Annotated in this window: 8 protein-coding genes; 7 read left to right on the forward strand and 1 reads right to left on the reverse strand. The window is 42.4% G+C overall.

Annotated elements, in window-relative coordinates:
- The first annotated feature begins 346 nt into the window (after positions 1-346).
- The 6 genes from VB740_RS06890 to VB740_RS06915 all read left to right on the forward strand — a co-directional run bounded on the left by VB740_RS06890 (position 347) and on the right by VB740_RS06915 (position 17,940).
- Positions 347-1,153: a hypothetical protein gene (locus tag VB740_RS06890; RefSeq protein WP_323199301.1), complete on the forward strand. Its 807-nt coding sequence runs from the start codon at positions 347-349 to the stop codon at positions 1,151-1,153.
- 48 nt (positions 1,154-1,201) lie between these two features.
- Positions 1,202-7,261: a non-ribosomal peptide synthetase gene (locus VB740_RS06895; RefSeq protein ID WP_323199302.1), complete on the forward strand. Its 6,060-nt coding sequence runs from the start codon at positions 1,202-1,204 to the stop codon at positions 7,259-7,261.
- Between the two features lie 47 nt (positions 7,262-7,308).
- Entirely contained in the window at positions 7,309-8,172 is an 864-nt protein-coding gene (locus VB740_RS06900; protein WP_323199303.1) for an aspartate/glutamate racemase family protein, read from the forward strand.
- A complete protein-coding gene (locus VB740_RS06905; RefSeq protein WP_323199304.1) occupies positions 8,138-10,018 on the forward strand; it encodes a non-ribosomal peptide synthetase in 1,881 nt (626 codons plus the stop codon). Before VB740_RS06900 ends, VB740_RS06905 begins: the two co-directional genes overlap by 35 nt.
- Complete coding sequence (locus VB740_RS06910; protein ID WP_323199305.1) at positions 10,015-14,298, forward strand: amino acid adenylation domain-containing protein; 4,284 nt, start codon at positions 10,015-10,017, stop codon at positions 14,296-14,298. The genes VB740_RS06905 and VB740_RS06910 overlap by 4 nt, the downstream gene beginning before the upstream one ends.
- 312 nt (positions 14,299-14,610) lie before the next feature.
- Positions 14,611-17,940, forward strand: a complete 3,330-nt coding sequence (locus tag VB740_RS06915) for a type 2 lanthipeptide synthetase LanM family protein (RefSeq protein ID WP_323199306.1) — start codon at positions 14,611-14,613, stop codon at positions 17,938-17,940.
- Position 17,941: 1 nt separating this feature from the next.
- Here the strand turns inward: VB740_RS06915 and VB740_RS06920 are convergent, their stop codons facing one another.
- Positions 17,942-18,199 carry a hypothetical protein gene (locus tag VB740_RS06920; RefSeq protein WP_323199307.1) on the reverse strand — a complete coding sequence of 86 codons (258 nt, stop codon included), beginning with the start codon at positions 18,197-18,199 and terminating at the stop codon, positions 17,942-17,944.
- A 48-nt stretch (positions 18,200-18,247) separates the two neighbouring features.
- Here VB740_RS06920 and dinB point away from each other — a divergent pair, with 48 nt between their 5' ends.
- Complete coding sequence (dinB, locus tag VB740_RS06925) at positions 18,248-19,219, forward strand: DNA polymerase IV (RefSeq protein ID WP_323199308.1); 972 nt, start codon at positions 18,248-18,250, stop codon at positions 19,217-19,219.
- Positions 19,220-19,270: the final 51 nt, after the last annotated feature.

The following is a 19,270-nucleotide window of genomic DNA, read 5'->3' on the forward strand; positions in this document are numbered from 1 at the left end:
TTTTAAAGTATCAAATTGTGTTAATATCTCCTTTTTTTGGGATTTAGGGAGATAGAGAAATTTTTCACAGGAACCAAGCACTTTTAAAACATCCTCTTTGCTCAACTTTATCTAAACAGGACTTACGCAACTGGCATATTATTTTCAGTTCGTAGTGTACCCCTCCGGGGATCTTGCTACGCGTAGCGTCTCGCAGAGAGGACTTTAGTCCTCAAAATAAGGGCTTATGAATAATTTTGGTGGGACAAAATTATTGAGAAATAAGGGTTTAATTGAATGCGATCGCATTTAATTAATGTATGTAAAATGGCTCATCACAAATTTAAAATCATAGATGGAGACAACGATGAATAAAAATGCTACTCAGCCAGAATTAGCAATCAAAAACTGGCTCACTTTAGAAGCTGAATTAGCCAGTAATTATCCTGATAGTGTTAATCAAATTTATCAAGGTGAAATCGATGGAATGCTCCTCAAAGGAGTCTTTTCCCAAGCAGAAATGTTAGAAGTAAAACAGAGACTAGATAATGCCATTGACGAGCTAGAAAGTGTTAGATACGGTGCAACCCTTGGCTGTGTTTTAATGGCAGCAGGTAGTGATAAAAAAAGATATTTTCAAGGTGCGGATAATTTCAGGAACAAGTTAAAGACACTTTTTAACACCAATTTTGAAGCGAGATTAGAAGCAATTTTAAATAAAATTTCTGGAGGCAGAAAGGTCGAAGTAGCTAGAGAGAATGATGACTGGGTTTATACTCCGGCTACCGTGAGATTTGTCTATCCAAATCTCGGCGGAATGGTTCCCCATAAAAACAATGATTTTCTGGAAAATTCTTACTACGATCGCTTGAACCAAATTGCCAAAATGGTAGATGCTCTCAGCTATTTTATCATAATTGATAAACCAGAAGCAGGTGGAGATTTAGTACTTTACGATTTCCCTCCAGAAGAGTCAATGACTCTCACCAAAGATTTGGATTTAGAAAAATGTCCCAAAAGATATATCACTCCCGATATCGGAGACATGATTGTTTTTCACGGTGGTAATATAGTGCATCAAATTACTGATGTAACAGGACAAAATATTAGAATTACAATTGGTGGTTTTTTAGCAATTTCTAAAGACGATCAAAAAATCCTCTATTGGAGTTAAATAGTTTTGCTGTGACTCGATCGAGGTGTAGTTAGGCAAGAAGAGGAAATGATGGAGTTTTTTCGACTTTCAACTCAGCAAAAGCATCTGTGGTTGTTGCAGCAAGATGGTTCTAGCTTGCCTTACCGGACTCAATGCACTGTCTTAATTGAGGGAATTCTCAATATCGAGGCTCTCGAAATTGCCTTAAATACTGTCATTAATCGACATGAGATTTTACGTACCACATTCAAAAGTTCGCCAGGAGAGATTATTCCCTTTCAAGTCATAACCGACAGTAACCTACCACCCATTTATCAGCATGACTTGGCTACTTTAACTCCATTAGAACAGGAAGCTGAAATCGCTGCGATTTTGCAAAAGATGAGCCAATTAGATTTCGATTTTGCACAAGCTCCAATTTTGAATGTATCTTTGATAATTTTGTCGCCTCAAAAGCATTTATTACTTCTTTGTTTACCGTCTCTGTGTGCAGATGGTGTAACATTGAAAAACTTAGTGCATGAAATTAGCTATAACTATGGAGGATTGCCAAAAAAACAGCTTCAACAAGAAGCAATGCAATATGCTGATTATTCAGAATGGCAACATGAATTACTCATAGCAGAAGATACTAAAGAAGGGCGAAAATATTGGGAAAAACAAGATATTTCTGCTATTTTTAATTTCAAACTTCCAGGAGAAAATCAGTCAGCTAAATCTAGAGAATTTCAACCAGAGTCAATTGCGATCGCTATTGATCCCCATACAGTTGCAAAGCTAAAAAACCTAATACGGCAGTATGATATTTCAATATCTGTATTTCTGCAAACTATCTGGCACATCCATCTGTGGCGATTGACAGGAGAATCAAATCTAATTGTTGGTGTAGCATACGATGGTCGTCAATATGAGGAATTACAGCCATCATTAGGATTGTTCGCTAGATATCTACCCATTCATGCTAATTTAGCAGCGAACTTGCAATTTTTGGAAGTTTTAAAGCAGATTAATGAATCTACACGTCAACAAACTAAATGGCAGGATTATTTTAGTTGGAATGAGATAAATTTATCTTGGTTTCCAGTCAGCTACAATTTTGTAGAAGAGACAGAGCAGTATTTTGCAGATAATCTGGTTATATATATAGATAAGCAATTGACCTATATCGATCAATTTAAATTAAATTTATCATGCTGTGTAAACAAAAATCAAGAGATAGTTGCAGAATTTCATTATGATTCAAACTTATTTCGAGCAGAGGATATAAAACGTTGGGCGGGACAATTTCAGATGTTGTTAGCAAGTGCTATTGAGAATCCGTTAACTTTAATCAGTAAGTTAGAAATTCTCAGTGAAGTAGAGCGACAACAACTGTTGTTATGGTGCAATAACACAGAAACTAATTATTCAAAATTTCAGTGCATACATCAACTATTTGAAAAACAGGCAGATAGCACACCAGATAATGTTGCCGTTGTGTTTGAGAACCAGCAATTGACTTATGCTCAACTCAACGCTCGTGCTAATCAGCTGGCACGTTATTTACAGGATTTGGGTGTGGGGCCAGAAGTTTTGGTGGCAATTTGTCTGGAGCGATCGCACTTGATAATCATTGCTCTGCTGGCTATTCTGAAAGCAGGTGGTGCTTACGTACCTCTCGATCCTCAACTGCCAAAAGAACGCCAAGTATTGATTTTAGAAGATACCCAGGCAACAGTGGTCTTGACTCAAGAATTCTCAGCCTGGAATCTCCCCGAACACAGAGCGCGTGTGGTTTCTCTAGACGCAGATTGGCATATCATCGCCGAAAAAAGCAATGAAAACTTGTTCAGTCTCGTCACTCCAGAAAATTTAATCTATGTACTCTACACCTCTGGCTCTACAGGTAAACCCAAAGGAGTTGCCGTTGAGCATCAGCAAATGTGCAACTATCTTTATAGCATTCTTGCTCAACTAAATTTGCCTAATGGTGCTAGTTTTAGCTTAGTTTCTAGCTTCGCCGCCGATTTAGGTAATACAGTTATCTTCCCTGCCTTGTGTACAGGCGGCTGTCTCCATGTAATTTCTCCAGAACGAGCCTCTGATGCAGATAAGCTGGCTGATTACTATTACAATCATGGCGGTATCGACTGTCTCAAAATTGTTCCCAGCCATCTGCAAGCTTTACTAAATTCCTGCCGACACCCCGCCCAAATCTTACCCCGCCATCAATTAGTTTTGGGTGGTGAAGCCTTGAGTTGGCAATTAGTTGAGAAGGTGCAAGCGTTAGCCCCTGACTGTAAGATTCTCAATCACTACGGCCCCACAGAAGCTACCGTAGGAGTGCTTACTTATCAGGTGGAAAACGGTCAAAGCGATTATGCAGTGAATGTTCCCCTTGGACAACCCCTAGCAAACACGCAAATCTTGCTTTTAGATGAGCATCTGCAACCCGTTCCCATCGGCATCCCTGGAGAGGTATACATCGGTGGTGCGAATTTAGCGCGGGGCTATTTCAACCGCCCAGATTTGACCAAGGAAAAATTTATACCAAATCCCTTTGACGATAGCGCAGCGTATACCCTTCGGGATGCTTCGCTTAGAGCGAGTCCGCGTACTCCTACGGAGAAGCAAGCTACGCATAGCGTCTTGCAGAGAGCGTCAGCAGGAGGCGATCGCCTATATAAAACTGGAGATTTAGCACGTTACCTTAGTGATGGTAACATTGAGTTCCTCGGTCGAATTGACCATCAGGTGAAGATTCGCGGCTTCCGCATCGAGTTGGGAGAGCTTGAGGCAGCATTGCGACAACACCCAGCAGTACAAGAAAGTGTAGCGATCGCCCTGGATGACGATCGGGGTGAAAAGCGGCTAGTTGCCTATATCGTCCCCCACCGCACAGATGTATCTAGCAGTGAACTACGGAACTTTTTGCAGGAGAAATTGCCCGACTACATGATGCCTTCTGTTTTCGTGAGGGTGGACGCTTTACCATTGCTGCTTAATGGTAAGTTGGATCGTCGCTCCCTCCCAGCACCAGATTGGACACGCCCCGAACTAGAAGCAGCTTTCATCGCACCTCGGACTCCAGAAGAACAAATATTAGCAGATATCTGGGCGGAAGTTTTGGGTGTCGAACGAGTGGGAGTGCAAGACAACTTCTTTGAGTTGGGTGGAGATTCTATCCTCAGCATTCAAATTGTCGCCAGAGCCAAGGAAGCGGGGCTTTGTCTGACCCCCATGCAGCTATTTCACCATCAAACGATCGCCCAGTTGATCGCAGTAGCAACTAAGATACTTGAACTACAAATAGAGCAGGGGTTAGTAGCTGGTGAAGTGCCTCTGACACCCATCCAACACTGGTTATTTGAGCAGAATCTGCCTGAGCCGCATCACTGGAATATGTCGATATTACTGGAAACTCCACCCAATGTAAACCCAAACTGGTTGGAGCAAGTGATACAACACTTAAACCAACATCACGATGCCCTGCGCCTGCGATTTGAGCGAGTGGGTGCAAGTTGGCAGCAAATATATACCAGTAACAACATACCTCCATTGTCTCGGATAGATTTGGCAAATCTGCCAGCGCCAGAGCAAGCCAGTGCGATTGAAACAGAGATTGCTACAATCCAGGCAACGTTGAATTTGTCAACCACACTAATGCGAGTCGCTCTGTTTAACCTTGGTGCCGATCAACCAGGACGTTTAGCGATCGTTATTCACCATTTAGTCATGGATGGGATCTCTTGGCGCATCTGGTTAGAGGATTTTCATAGAGCTTACCAACAGCTTAGTAAAGGTACAAGCATCCAACTTGCCGCCAAAACGACTTCTTTCAAGCATTGGGCAGAGCGTCTGCATTTATATGCTCAGTCTACAGCACTTCAGCAAGAGTTCGATTATTGGCTGAATCCCAGTTTTCATCAAGTTTCCCGATTGCCCAGAGATGATTTTGGGCAGCCTAACACCGTTGCTTCTGCCCGTACCGTCTCCGTATCTCTGAGTGCAGAAGATACGCAAGCTCTGTTGCAAGAAGTTCCAGCCGTCTATAAAACCCAAATCAACGATTTGTTATTAACACCTTTAGCACTTGCTTTTAGACAGTGGACAGGAGAAAACACTTTGCTCGTTGAGTTAGAAGGACACGGACGGGAAGCACTTTTTAACGATGTGGATGTGTCGCGCACCATTGGCTGGTTCACTACTCATTTCCCCGTCCTACTGGACTTATCTCTCTATTCTGGAGAGACAGAGCCTTTTGTTGAGAATGGTAAAAAATCTCAGGCTACTAGCTTGGCGGTGAAATCGATTAAGCAGCAACTGCGCCAGATTCCTCACCGGGGAATTGGCTATGGCTTGTTGCGCTATTTGAGTGGCAACCCAGAAATCACCAAGAAACTCCCAGCTTTGCCTGAAGCTGAGGTGAGCTTTAACTATTTGGGACGGTTCGATCGCTCGCTACCACAATCAACATTATTTCAGTTAGTGAAAGAGTCTACAGGATATGAACGGAGTCTACAAGGAAAGCGAACTAATTTAATTGCCATTGATGCGATCGTTCTGGAAGGCAAATTACAACTGAATTGGACTTATAGCGAGAATGTCCATAAGCGAGCAACTATTGAGCATCTGGCTGAGAATTTTCACGCCACACTCAGGGGAATCATCCGTCACTGCCTCTCTGTGGGTGGAGGCTATACGCCTTCTGATTTTCCCCTGGCTAAGTTGAACCAAGAGCAGCTGGATCTACTGGCCGCCAAATTTGCGATCGCAGATATCTATTGCCTTTCACCTCTACAACAAGGCTTACTCTTCCATAGCTTATATGACCCAACTTCAAGAATGTACTTCCAGCAAAAGATTTTTACCTTGCAAGGAAAATTGAATATTACGGCTTTCCAGCAAGCATGGCAACAGGTAGTAAATCGACACCCCAGCTTACGAACCATCTTTATTTGGGAAGAATTGGCAGAACCGATCCAAGTAGTACTAGAGCGCATAGAAGTACCTTGGCAACAGCAAGACTGGCGCTATATGTCCCCAACTGAGCAAGAACAACAATTGCAAGCTTATCTCCAAGCAGATTCACAGCAGCGTTTTTCCCTGAGTGATGGGCCATTGATGCGATTGGCACTCATCCAAACTGCTACAGACATTCACCAACTCGTCTGGAGTCATCATCATATACTACTGGATGGTTGGTGTAATTCTATTATCCTGACAGAGGTATTCAACTTCTACGAAGCATTTTGCCAAGGTCAAGATTTATACCTTGAAGATAGTCGTCTTTATCGAGACTATATTGTCTGGTTGCAACAGCAAGACTGGTCTGGGGAAGATAGTTTTTGGCAACAGGCTCTCAGGGAACTACCTGCTGCAACTAAGTTAGGTGTCGATTGGGTGTCAGGCAGTTTGCCTCAGCAGAATTGGGGATATGCTCAGGAGGAAATCACACTTTCATCTGATGTTACCTCGTCGTTACATTCTTTTGCTAGGCAGCATCATCTAACGCTCAACACCATCATTCAGGGAGTTTGGGCTTTGCTTTTAAGCCGATACAGCGGTGAGGAAGACGTGGTTTTTGGGGTGACTGTCTCAGGTCGTCCCGCAGATTTGCCAGGAGTTGAGGCGATCGTTGGACTATTAATCAATACCCTACCAATGCGGGTACGAGTTCCTCCTCATGTCTCCCTGCTATCCTGGCTCCAGCATTTACAACAGCAACACGTAGAGATGCTTCAGTACCAGTACAGTTCACTGGTGCAGATTCAAGGCTGGAGTCAGATACCCAGAGGAACACCTTTGTTCGATAGTTTTGTCAACTTTCAAAATTACCCATTAGATATTTCCTTACGAGAGCAAAGTCGTAGCCTGAAAATTATCAATGTTCGCTGCTTTTTTGAGACAAATTATCCCTTAAGTCTAACGGTAGAACCAGGTTCAAAATTGTTAATTAGAATTAATTATTTACCTAATCAATTTAATACTGCCACGATTCGCAGGATATTAGAACAGTTTGGGACTGTGCTGAAAAATATTCCAGTCAACTTAGCCTATCCTCTATCGCATATTTCTCTAACTACTGAAACTACTACCGGAGAAAGTCAGGAACTAGTTAACAGTTTCAATGCTGACCTAGAATAAAAGGATTTAATTAAGTTTGTTTAAAGCAGAAGCGAGGTATCGGCAAAATGGCAGAGATTCACAAGAGGGAAATGTTGGGTGTTTTAGGTGGTATGGGCCCATTGGCATCGGCGGAATTTTTGAAGACAATTTATGAATATAATATTTTCGGTAAACGCGAACAACAATCACCTAAAGTTATTCTTTATTCTGACCCCACATTCCCTGACAGAACGGAAGCTTTGCTTAGGGGAGATGATGAAGTTTTACTAGCTAATTTAATAGAAGCTTTATATCAATTATGTGAATTAGATGTTTCAAAAATTGTTATTTGTTGCATAACTTCTCATTACTTACTGCCCAAATTACCCGATGATTTAAGAGATAGAGTTATTTCTTTAGTAGATATCATCTTCAAAAAGATTTTAGACCAACCAAAAAAGCATTTATTAATTTGCTCAACCGGAACGCAAAAATTACAAATATTTCAAAATCATATTCTTTGGCAGTTTGTTAAAGATGACATTATATTACCTGATGAAAGCGATCAAAATTTAATTCACCAAATGATTTATTATCTAAAAGTTAAAGGAGATTTTCAAAAGTGTCTGTCTATTTTAGAAAATTTGCAAGCGAAGTACAATGTAGAAAAATTGATCGCAGGCTGCACAGAAATTCATTTGTTAAATAAATATTTAGAGTCAGTTGCAGGTAAGCAACGCGAAAATATCTTTTTAGATCCGTTGACGATAATAGCACAAGAACTATGGAGTATTTCACATCTGCAAAATTATACAGATTTACCAAATATAATTGCGGCTTTCCAGTTTCTCTCCCGGATATTTTCGCAAGATTTAAATGTTCCTCAAGAAATAGACAAATATAATTCCAAAAAATATGAATTCTCAAATTTATATTCAAGATTGGTTTAGTGAAACTGCTGATAAATTTAGCAAAAATACAGCTATTGATTGCGGCGAACAACAATTTACCTATGGGGAAATTGAAACGCAGTCAAATAAACTTGCAAATTTTCTCATTCAGCATGGCGCTATTAAAGGCTCAATAGTAGCGATTTTGGCTAAAGATTCTGTTAAAGTTATTATTGCAATCATCGGCATTTTAAAAGCAGGCTGTGTCTTTGTACCACTAGTTGCCGATTTACCTGATGACCGAATTTATACCATTATTGCAGAAATAGCTCCACAATGGTTAATCGTTGATGCCACAGGATTAACGAAAATTAGTAATGGTAGAACAGCAGAATTTTTACAATCGCCAATTATTTGTCTGGAAGAAAATCGTAATTTTGATAATTTCAATCTGCTGAATTCCTACCTGAATAAGTATGCAGAATATTCTCAATTTGAGCAGCCGAATATTCAGATAGAACCAGACGATATGTCCTACTTATACTTCACCTCTGGTTCGACCGGTAAGCCCAAAGGAATAGCAGGCCGTCTGAAAGCGATCGCTCATTTCATCAACTGGGAAATCCAAACATTTGGGATTAAAGAGTTCACTAAAGTTAGTCAATTAATTACTCCCGCTTTCGATGCTTTTTTAAGAGATATTTTTGTCCCATTATGTGCTGGCGGTGTCGTTTGCATACCGGAAGAAATTGATATTATCCTTGATGCTAGAAAGCTAATTGAATGGATAGAACGTCAGCAAATTAATTTAATTCATTGTGTGCCTTCCTTATTTCGCTCTATCCTGAATGAGGATTTAGACCCGAAAAGTTTTTCATCTTTGCAATATATTCTTTTATCTGGAGAACCCCTACTACCTGCGGATATTAGCCACTGGATGGATATTTACGGCGACAGGATTCAGTTAGTCAATCTTTATGGGGCATCAGAAACAACAATGACGAAGTTCTTTTATTTCGTCAAGGCTACCGATCGAGAACGACGGTCTATCCCTATTGGTAAGCCAATGGATGGAGCTGCGGCTTTAGTTGTTGATGAGCGAGGAAAAGCTTGTCCTCCGGGAATGGTGGGTGAAATTTATATTCGGACTCCCTATCGCACCTTGGGATATTATCAGCAGCCAGAATTAACCAATCAAGTTTTTATTCCCAATCCTTTTAGTAATAATCCCAATGATATTGTCTATAAAACCGGCGATTTAGGTCGAATTTTAGAAGATGGAAATTTTGAATGCTTGGGTCGTCGAGATGGGCAAGTTAAGATTAGAGGAGTGAGAATAGAATTAGGAGAAATTGAGAATTATCTGCGACTTCATCCATTAGTTAAGGATGTGGTTGTCGTAGATCGGGAAGACGCAAATAATCATAAATATTTGTGTGCCTATGTTGTTCTCAAAGAAGAATTGGAATCAGGGAAATTGAGAGATTTTTTATTAAAATCCCTGCCAGAATCGATGATACCTTCAGTATTCGTAGTGATGGATGCTTTGCCGAGAACCATTAGCGGTAAAGTGGATAAGCGATCGCTCCCCGCACCCAATCGACAACAAAACCGAACTTTTGTACCACCCCAGACACCCATAGAGACACAGTTGGCGCAAATCTGGTCACAAGTCCTGAATCTTGACCGAGTAGGGTTAAACGATAATTTTTTTGAATTAGGCGGACACTCCCTCAACGCCACTCAGCTACTTTCTCGCGTGGCTAAAACCTTTCAAGTAGAAATACCGTTGCGATCGCTGTTTGAGTCGCCAACGTTAGCTACTCAAGCTGAAAGCATTGAAACTCTGCATTGGGTAAAAGAAAGTCCACATCTTGAGGGCGCATTGGAGGAGGGAGAATTATGACAACCATCCAGTTTTTATCTGAGTTGCGCCGCAGCAATATCAAACTGTGGGTGGAAGGCGGCCGCCTCCGTTATAGCGCCCCCCAAGGAACGCTAACACCTGCTCTCAAAGCCGATTTATCAGAGCGAAAGGCGGAAATTCTCGATTTTCTATGTCAAGCTACATCTACTTGTAGACCATTGCTACCCACCTCACGCAATGCTAAACTGACCCTCTCTTTTGCCCAACAAAGGTTATGGTTTCTTGACCAATTAACCCCCGGTAGCTCGGTATACAACATTTCTGGAGCCGTTGAAATCCAAGGTTTACTCAACGTAGCAGCACTAGAAAAGAGCCTGAACGAAATTATTCAGCGTCATGAAATCTGGCGTACTTCCTTTAAAGCGGTAGATGGGGAAACGCTACAAGTGATTGCTCCCAGTTTCAGCTTCACGCTCAAGGAAGTGGATCTCAGACTAGTAGCAAAAAAAGAACAAATAGATACAGTAAAATTCCTAATAGAGAAGGAAGCAGAACAGCCCTTCGATTTATCTAAAGCACCGTTATTAAGAGCAACGTTGCTGCAATTAGATGAAGTTAACTATGTACTAATTTTGACTATTCACCACATTGTTTTCGATGCTTGGTCTATGGGAGTGCTAATTGGGGAATTAGCAGTACTCTATGAAGCGAACTTTCTTGGCATACCGCATCCACTCCCTGAACTCCCGATCCAGTATGCAGATTTTGCTTGCTGGCAGCGACAGTGGTTAGAGGGCGAGGTACTTTCAACCCAGCTTGCCTACTGGAAACAAAAGCTGAGTGGTAAGTTGCCTTTGTTGCAGCTGCCTACCGACCGTCCGCGATCGCCACAGCCAACTTTCCAAGGAGCAAAGCGATCGCTGACACTATCTAAGACTCTATCCCAGGCGTTGAAGAACCTGAGCCAGCAGTCAGGTGCAACTCTATTTATGACACTGCTGGCGGCATTCAAGACCTTACTTTATCGCTACACAGGTCAAACAGATTTGCTAGTTGGCACAGCAACAGCAGGTCGCAACTTACCGGAAGTAGAACAACTAATTGGCTGTTTTGTCAATACTTTGGTGCTACGGACTGACCTTTCTAGCAACCCAACATTTTTGCAGCTGTTAGAACAGGTGCGGGAAGTGTCCTTAGCAGCATTTAATTACCAAGACTTGCCCTTTGAAAAATTGGTGGAGGAATTACAGCCAGAACGCCATCTTAGCTACTCACCGCTATTCCAAGTTGGGTTCGCTTTCTATAATGCTCCCAGAACAGAACTAAAACTTCCTGGTTTGACCTTGAGTTCTCAGCCGATAGATAACGGTACAGCCAAGTTGGATTTAACCTTATCCTTTAAAGAAACTGAGGAAGGATTAACTGGGTGTTTGGAGTATAAAACCGAACTATTCGATGCCACCACGATTAACCGGATGCTGGCTCATTTTCAAACCTTGTTAACGGGCATTGTTGCTAACCCTAAACAGCCCTTGGATGAGTTACCTTTGTTGACGACAGCCGAACGTCAGCAGTTATTGTGGGAGTGGAACCATACCCAAACAGACTATCTTAGTGATGTCTGCATTCATCAACTATTTGAGGCTCAAGTCGAGCGATCGCATCTGGCGATCGCACTGATATTTAATGACTCTACACTCACCTACCAGGAGTTAAACACCCAAGCCAATCAGCTAGCTCATTACTTGCGTTCACTGGGCATAAAACCAGAGATGCCGGTGGGAGTTTGTATGGAGCGTTCGCTTTTAACGATTGTGAGCATTTTAGGCATTCTGAAAGCGGGTGGTGTCTATCTACCGCTAGATCCTAAATATCCCAAAGAACGCCTAGCTTTCACGATCGAAGACGCGAAATTGTCGGTGCTACTCACTCAACAGTCATTGGACATTGAAGCAGGAAAAAGCACAACTGTAGTTTTTCTAGATCGAGAATCGGAAATCATCGCCCAACACAGCAGTACTAACCTGAACCAAGTTGTCACACCAGATAACCTCGCCTACATTATTTATACATCCGGCTCCACAGGTAAACCCAAGGGCGTTCTCCTCGCCCATCGAGGATTGTGCAACTTAGCTACAGCCCAAATTCAAGCCTTCGATATCCGACCTGATAGCCGCATCCTTCAGTTTGCCTCCCTGAGCTTCGATGCCTCAATCAGTGAAATTTTTATGGCTCTAGTAGCAGGAGCAACACTTTGTTTAGCAACCACTGATGCTCTGCTTCCCGGTGCGAACTTGCTGCGCTTGTTGCGCGATCGCGCCATCACAACCGTCACCTTACCACCATCTTTACTAGCAGTGCTACCAGTTGAGGAACTTCCAGCTTTGCAGACAATCATCGTCGCTGGAGAAACTTGTTCTGCCGATATAGTAGCGCGTTGGGGACGCGATCGCCGCTTCTTTAATGCCTACGGGCCGACTGAAGCAACCGTCTGTGCCACGATTGCCGAATGCACAGATGCCCAAAATCAACCGTCTATCGGTCGTCCAATTGCCAACACCCAAGTCTATATTTTAGATCGCCATCTCCAACCCGTACCCATCGGCGTGCCAGGAGAACTGTACATTGGTGGCATTGGACTTGCCCAAGCTTACCTCAACCGTCCAGACTTGACCCAAGAGAAATTCATCCCAAATCCATTTATCGATTTTAAATTGCCGATTTGGGATTTTGAATTAAGCGATCGGGATGATAACTTACGATCCTCTAAAACTGATAATCTAAAATCTCATCGCCTGTATCAGACAGGAGATTTAGCACGTTATCTTCCAGATGGCAATATTGAGTTTCTTGGTCGTATCGATCATCAAGTGAAGATTCGTGGTTTTCGGATCGAATTAGGGGAAATTGAGACGGTATTGCGCCAACACCCAGATGTACTTACTTGCGTTGTAGCAGCCGATGAAGACCGCTTTGATAAGCGTTTAGTAGCTTATATCATCCCTGAAAATGGGATGACAATCAATCAACAACAGCTAAAGGATTATCTCAAAGAACACCTACCAGACTACATGCTTCCTGCCGCCCTAACGATCCTAAACACCTTACCCCTGACCTCCAATGGTAAAGTCGATCGCCAAGCCCTCCCCGCCCCCGATACAGACAGAAGCCTGAAATTGGCAACCTTTGTCATGCCCCGCGACAGCTTGGAACTAGAACTAGTGCAGATTTGGGAAGAGGTTATGAACGTCCGTCCCATAGGTGTCACAGACAACTTCTTTGACATTGGCGGTCACTCCCTACTGGCAGTGCGTCTGATGGCTTTGATTCAGCAGCAGTTCGGACGGGAGCTACCTTTATCGATTCTCTTTCAAAGCGGAACAATCGAACATCTCGCAACCATTCTCCGATCCGGAACGCCTTCTAGACCTTGGTCTCCCTTAGTTGGCATCCAAACCGCAGGTTCCAAACCACCTTTATTCTGCGCCCATCCAATTGGGGGCAATGTTCTGGGATACATAGCTTTGGGACGCTATCTCAGTCCAGATCAACCGCTTTACGCTCTACAAGCCCCTGGAGTCGATGGACAACGACAGCCTTACACCAATATTCCTGATTTGGCAGCCCATTATATCGAAGCCTTACAAGCTTTTCAGCCGACAGGGCCATACTTTTTAGGTGGACATTCCTTTGGCGGACTTGTAGCTTTTGAAATGGCTCAACAGCTACAACAGCTAGGACAAGAGATAGGCTTACTTATGATTATGGATACACCAGCACCAATTCACAGGGGAGTTATTGAACCAATAGATGATGCGAAATGGATGGTGAAGCGATCGCAAGTGCTAGAAAGATTTTTTGAGAAAAAACTGGCGGTTGACTACACAGAACTCCAGCAGTTAGAACCCGAAGCGCAATTCAACTATTTTTTAGAGAAATTGAGAAGAGCCGATCTCATCCCCCCAGATGCTGGCCATAATATGATTCGCCACATCTTAGAAGTCCAAAAAGCGAGTCATCAAGCTTTAGTAAATTATCTACCACAGATTTATCCAGGTAAAATTACTCTCTTGCGAGCTTCTGAGATGGTAGCTGAAGATTCTAGAGGGGTGTTTTCTGGGAGCTTTTGTCAACCTGCTTTGGGTTGGGGTGAATTGACTACTCAACCAATAGATATTTATGAGGTACTGGGCGATCATGTCACAATGCTTGCTGAACCTCATGTTAAAGTGCTGGCAGATCGGTTGAAATCTTGTATAAACAATAGCCGAAAGCCTAATTTTCAGGTAGGGGCAATTCATGTAGACGCATATTCATAGGTTGAAGCAAGTTACGCAAAGCCTCTGTCTGCAACAGGCAGCACATTATCTACGAACGCGCTAGCGTCTCCCCTTGGGAGAAGGAGTAGCCGCATGGTGTTGCTCCTACTGCGTCTAGTTTTGCATGAGTCCTACATATATCAATACAGTTCAGTTAAGCATTTCTTTGTTCTCTCTGTGTCCTCTGCGCCTCTGTGGTTCGTAAAAAAAAAGGTTTTAGCCTTAACTAAACCCTATTGGTCTATACATCAGAAATTTGGGCTTACCCGAACTAATCGCTGTAAGTAACTTTGTCTATACAAGGAGTTATCAATGATTAATGATGATTTATTAAAAATTGCTTATCAGGCAAACTCCTTATCAGAATGCCTCAGTAAAAGGACAAACTCAATTAACAAACAAGAAACTAACAATGAGTTAATCAAGCATTGGTGTGAAGTTGTTGCTCAAGGTAATTGGGAAAAATTCTACAAGCGCCTGCAATGGGATGGATTAGATATTAATACAGTTCGTTCGGTACTATTGAGTGTACCTATAGTAGAATCAGAGCCACTGCCAATCTGGGCAGAAACTTTGAAAGAAGTTATTGAAACTTCTGCCAAATTTAATTTAAATCAAGTAACTTCCGAAACCTACAAATTACCCATAGAACCTGAAAAGCCGTTACCTTTTGCAGATGTCTTGTTACCTGTTGTCTTAGTAGGGCGGCAAAAATTACTAACTTTTTTGGGTTCGATGTCCCTATCCCCAGACTGTTTACCTTTAAACCTGCTTTCCGAAGCAGCTTACCGACAATTAGAGCATAGCTTACTACAAAGATTGGTAAATCTTAGCGCCAAAACCCTCCAATTAGAATTTACTAATTTTCGTCCCTATAATTATAGTTTACTCAACTTAATGTTAGAGAAATTAAAATTATCAGCAGAGGGAATATTAGGCAGTCCTAGTAAAAAATATTATCTTGATTTTGTCGATCATCTCTTACAAGATGGGTTGCTAGCTTTTTTAAAAAAGTATGCTGTTTTAGGTAGGTTAATCGCAACAACTGTTGATTTTTGGGTGGAGGCAACAGCAGAATTTCTGCAACGTTTGCAAGCCGATCGATCTGAAATTGAGAGGATTTTAGATTTTACAGAAGTTACATTAGGAAAGGTGACAGCTATTACAGGTTCGCTTTCCGATCTGCATAATCGCGGTCGTTCTGTCTTAATTTTAACTTTTGCATCTGGGAAAAAAATAGTTTATAAACCCAAAAATTTAGGTTTAGAAGTTATTTATAACCAGTTATTAAATTGGTGTAATCAGCACGATGCACCTTTAATTTTCAAAGTGATTAAAGTCCTCGATCGCCATACCTATGGTTGGGTTTTTGATTATATAGAACAATTGCCATGTAAGGATGAAGCAGCAGCACAGCGATTTTATCAGCGAGCCGGTATGCTGTTGTGCGTGTTGTATGTTCTGGGAGGAAATGACTGTCATTACGAGAATTTAATTGCTTGCGGCGAATATCCGGTGCTGATTGACGCAGAAACTCTATTACACCCTCAAACCAACCCGATAGAAGGCTCTGTGCAAGCTATAGAAGAAATGAGTGAAATTGAGCAACACTTTCAGGATTCCGTGCTGCGAACTGGACTTTTGCCCCGTTGGGACTTTAGCCCAGACAAACGAATTGCTTACGATGTCAGCGCTATAGGTAGTGTTCACTCCCAGCAAGCACCTTGGCGAATGCCACGCTGGAAAGCCGTCAATACGGACGAAATGCACTTGGTATATGAAGAAGTGAAATTACCTGTCCAGGCAAATGTACCGATGTTGCATGGGGTTGCGCTCTCGCCTAACGACTATCTGGAGGAGATAGTTGTAGGGTTTCGGCAAATGTATCATTTTTTGAGCGATCGCCGATCGGCACTCCAGGCAAATGATGATTTTGTCACAGCACTACAAGCACAACAGGTACGGTTTATTTTCCGCCCTACCAATTTTTATCACATCCTTTTAGAAAAAACGCTGACACCAGAATTTCTGCGTTATGGAATTGCGCGTAGTATAGAATTGGATATCCTTTGTCAAACTTGTCTGACATCTGGGCAAAAACCACAAGCTTGGGCAATTTTGCGATCGGAACTCCAATCCTTAGAGCAGTTAGATATTCCCTACTTTGGGACATCTTGCAGTAGTGATGCTCTAACTGTTGGGCTAAAGCAACCGATAGAAAAATATTTTAAACAACCAAGTTACAACCAATTTATCAAGCGGTTACAAAACCTCAACGAAACAGATTTAGCTAGCCAAATAGGGATTATTCAAGGTTCTTTTTATGCCAGAGTGGGGCAAAATTTTGTTGCTGAAGAACCACCAAATTCTAACTCTTTAAAAACTACTGATTTCTCCCAAACTGCTCCTTTAACCTCCTCTCAACTGCTCCAGCAAGCTGAGGCCATTGCTGAGGAAATTCAAGCCAGGTCTCTGCATGACTCTGCTGGCAATGTCAACTGGATTGGCTTTAACTATGTTCCTAATGCTGAACGATTCCAATTCCAGCCTTTGGGTTATAGTCTTTACGATGGTAGTTGTGGTGTCGCTTTATTTCTGGCGGCTCTTACTCGTGTCACAGGTAATACTCAGTGGGGAAACTTGGCTTTGAATGCCCTACAATCTTTGCAGACAGTATTGCAGACATCTAACAATTTATTCGCGCAAAAATTTGCTAACCGAATTGGCATCGGCGGAGCAACAGGAATTGGCTCTATGATTTATTCTCTAGTTAAAATCAGCCAATTTTTATCAAATACAGCACTCATCGAAGATGCGCGGCTAGCTGCTCAGTTAATTACACCAGAATTAATCGCTGCTGACCAACAGTTAGACGTAATTGGGGGAGCAGTGGGAGCAATTTTAGGGTTATTAACACTTTATCAAGCAACAGGTGAAGCAAAGGTTTTAGAGCAAGCTATTAACTGTGGTCAACATTTGCTTTCGCATCGCGTCAGCGAACAAGAACAGCCTAGAGCCTGGAAAAATATAGCCCAAAAGCCATTAACAGGTTTCTCGCATGGGGCGGGTGGTATTGCTTATGCTTTATTGCGGCTCTATGCTGTCACCGAAGACCAAGCCTATTTACAAGCGGCTCAGGAGGGAATTGCTTACGAATCGAGTGTTTTCTCAACCACCGCCGCCAATTGGCCAGACTTGCGCGATATTTCTGATGGGCTATGCCAATCTAGGTTTCTGGTTACTTGGTGTCATGGCGCTCCTGGTATTGCTCTCTCACGTTTGGGCGGTTTGTCAATTTACCAAACGGATGAAATACTTCAAGATGTGGAAGTTGCATTGCAGACAACTCTGAAGTATGGCTTACAGGGTTTAGATCATCTCTGCTGTGGTAATTTTGGTCGTATAGAGGTGTTGTTGGTGGCAGCCCAAAAACTATTCCGTCCCCATTTGCTAGAAATTGCCCAAAAGCAGGCTGCTTGGATAGTGGCTCAACCAGATAGAGTAGTTACATATCATCTGTTTAACAACTTACCAAACTCTTTGTTTAATCCCGGTTTTTTCCAGGGGACAGCAGGGATTGCCTACCAGATGTTACGGCTGGCATACCCAGAGATGTTGCCATCTGTACTGTTATGGGAATGAATCAATTAAAAATTGACTTATCTGGTGCATTTTTGTATAATGCATGTTTGGCTGCTAGCTCTAGTTTCAGTAGCTTTTTGAGCAGCAGAGGTTCTTGCACTTCGTTGAATAAACTGAATTCTAGCGCTCCAACAGGAATTTTTCCTAAACTAGTAAATTCATAAGCTGGAGGAGTTAAATACACGTTTTTTTTGAACATTCCAGCTTTGAGAAGGCTTGGATTGACTAAACCAGGGCTGATAGTAGAAAGTTCAAGCAAGCTTTAAATAATTTGCGTATCTGCAAAATTTGGCTCAAACTAGTGCTAGTGTACTATAAGATTTCTAATTTAGGATTTAATTTGCTCAAAGCGAGACTGCTTGTAGTGGAGCTACCCTTGGGACAAGAATCTATCGCTAGAACTCGGAAGATAGTTCACGTTGATATGGATGCCTTCTACGCATCGGTGGAACAGAGGGACAACCCTAGCTACCGAGGTAAACCGTTAGTTGTCGGTGGCAGTCCGAATCAGCGAGGCGTGGTTGCAGCCGCCAGTTATGAAGCTCGTAAGTTTGGGATTTATTCCGCGATGCCGTCAGTAACAGCAATTGCCAATTGCCTTGGGCTTATCTTTGTCAGACCGAGATTCGACGTTTACCGAGAAATTTCCACTTCAATCCACGCTATCTTTAAACGCTACACTGACTTGGTAGAAGGAGTTGCACTAGATGAAGCATATTTGGATGTGACTGAGAATAGGCAAAACATCCCCTACGCTTCTACTATCGCAAGATACATCAAAACTGCGATTCTCCAAGAAACCCAATTGACAGCAACCGCAGGCGTGTCGATTAACAAGTTTCTTGCAAAAATGGCATCAGGGCAGAACAAGCCCAACGGACTGACAGTGATTTTACCAGAGCAAGCGATCGCCTTTGTAGAGCAGCTAGCAATTGAGAAGTTTCACGGCATTGGTGAGGTTACGGCAACGAAAATGCACTCGCTCGGCATTCATACTGGCGCAGATTTGAAAACGCGATCGCTCCTGGAGCTAACACACCACTTTGGTAAAGCAGGTAATTATTACTATAAGATTGCCAGGGCAGAAGATGACCGCCCAGTTGAAGCAAATCGAGTTCGCAAATCGATTGGTGCAGAAACCTCGTTTGCACAGGATTTAAGCGATGTCGGTCAGATGTTACAAGAACTCGAACAGATTGCCCAAATCGTCGAGCAAAGGTTAGAGAAGCATGAAACACGAGGTCGCACATTAACGTTAAAAGTCAAGTTCTCTGACTAAGCTAATCGGCATTTAAATTGCAACATAGTCACTATTGCCTTTGTTTTTTAT

Source organism: Nostoc sp. UHCC 0251 (assembly GCF_034932245.1).
Lineage (GTDB): Bacteria > Cyanobacteriota > Cyanobacteriia > Cyanobacteriales > Nostocaceae > Nostoc.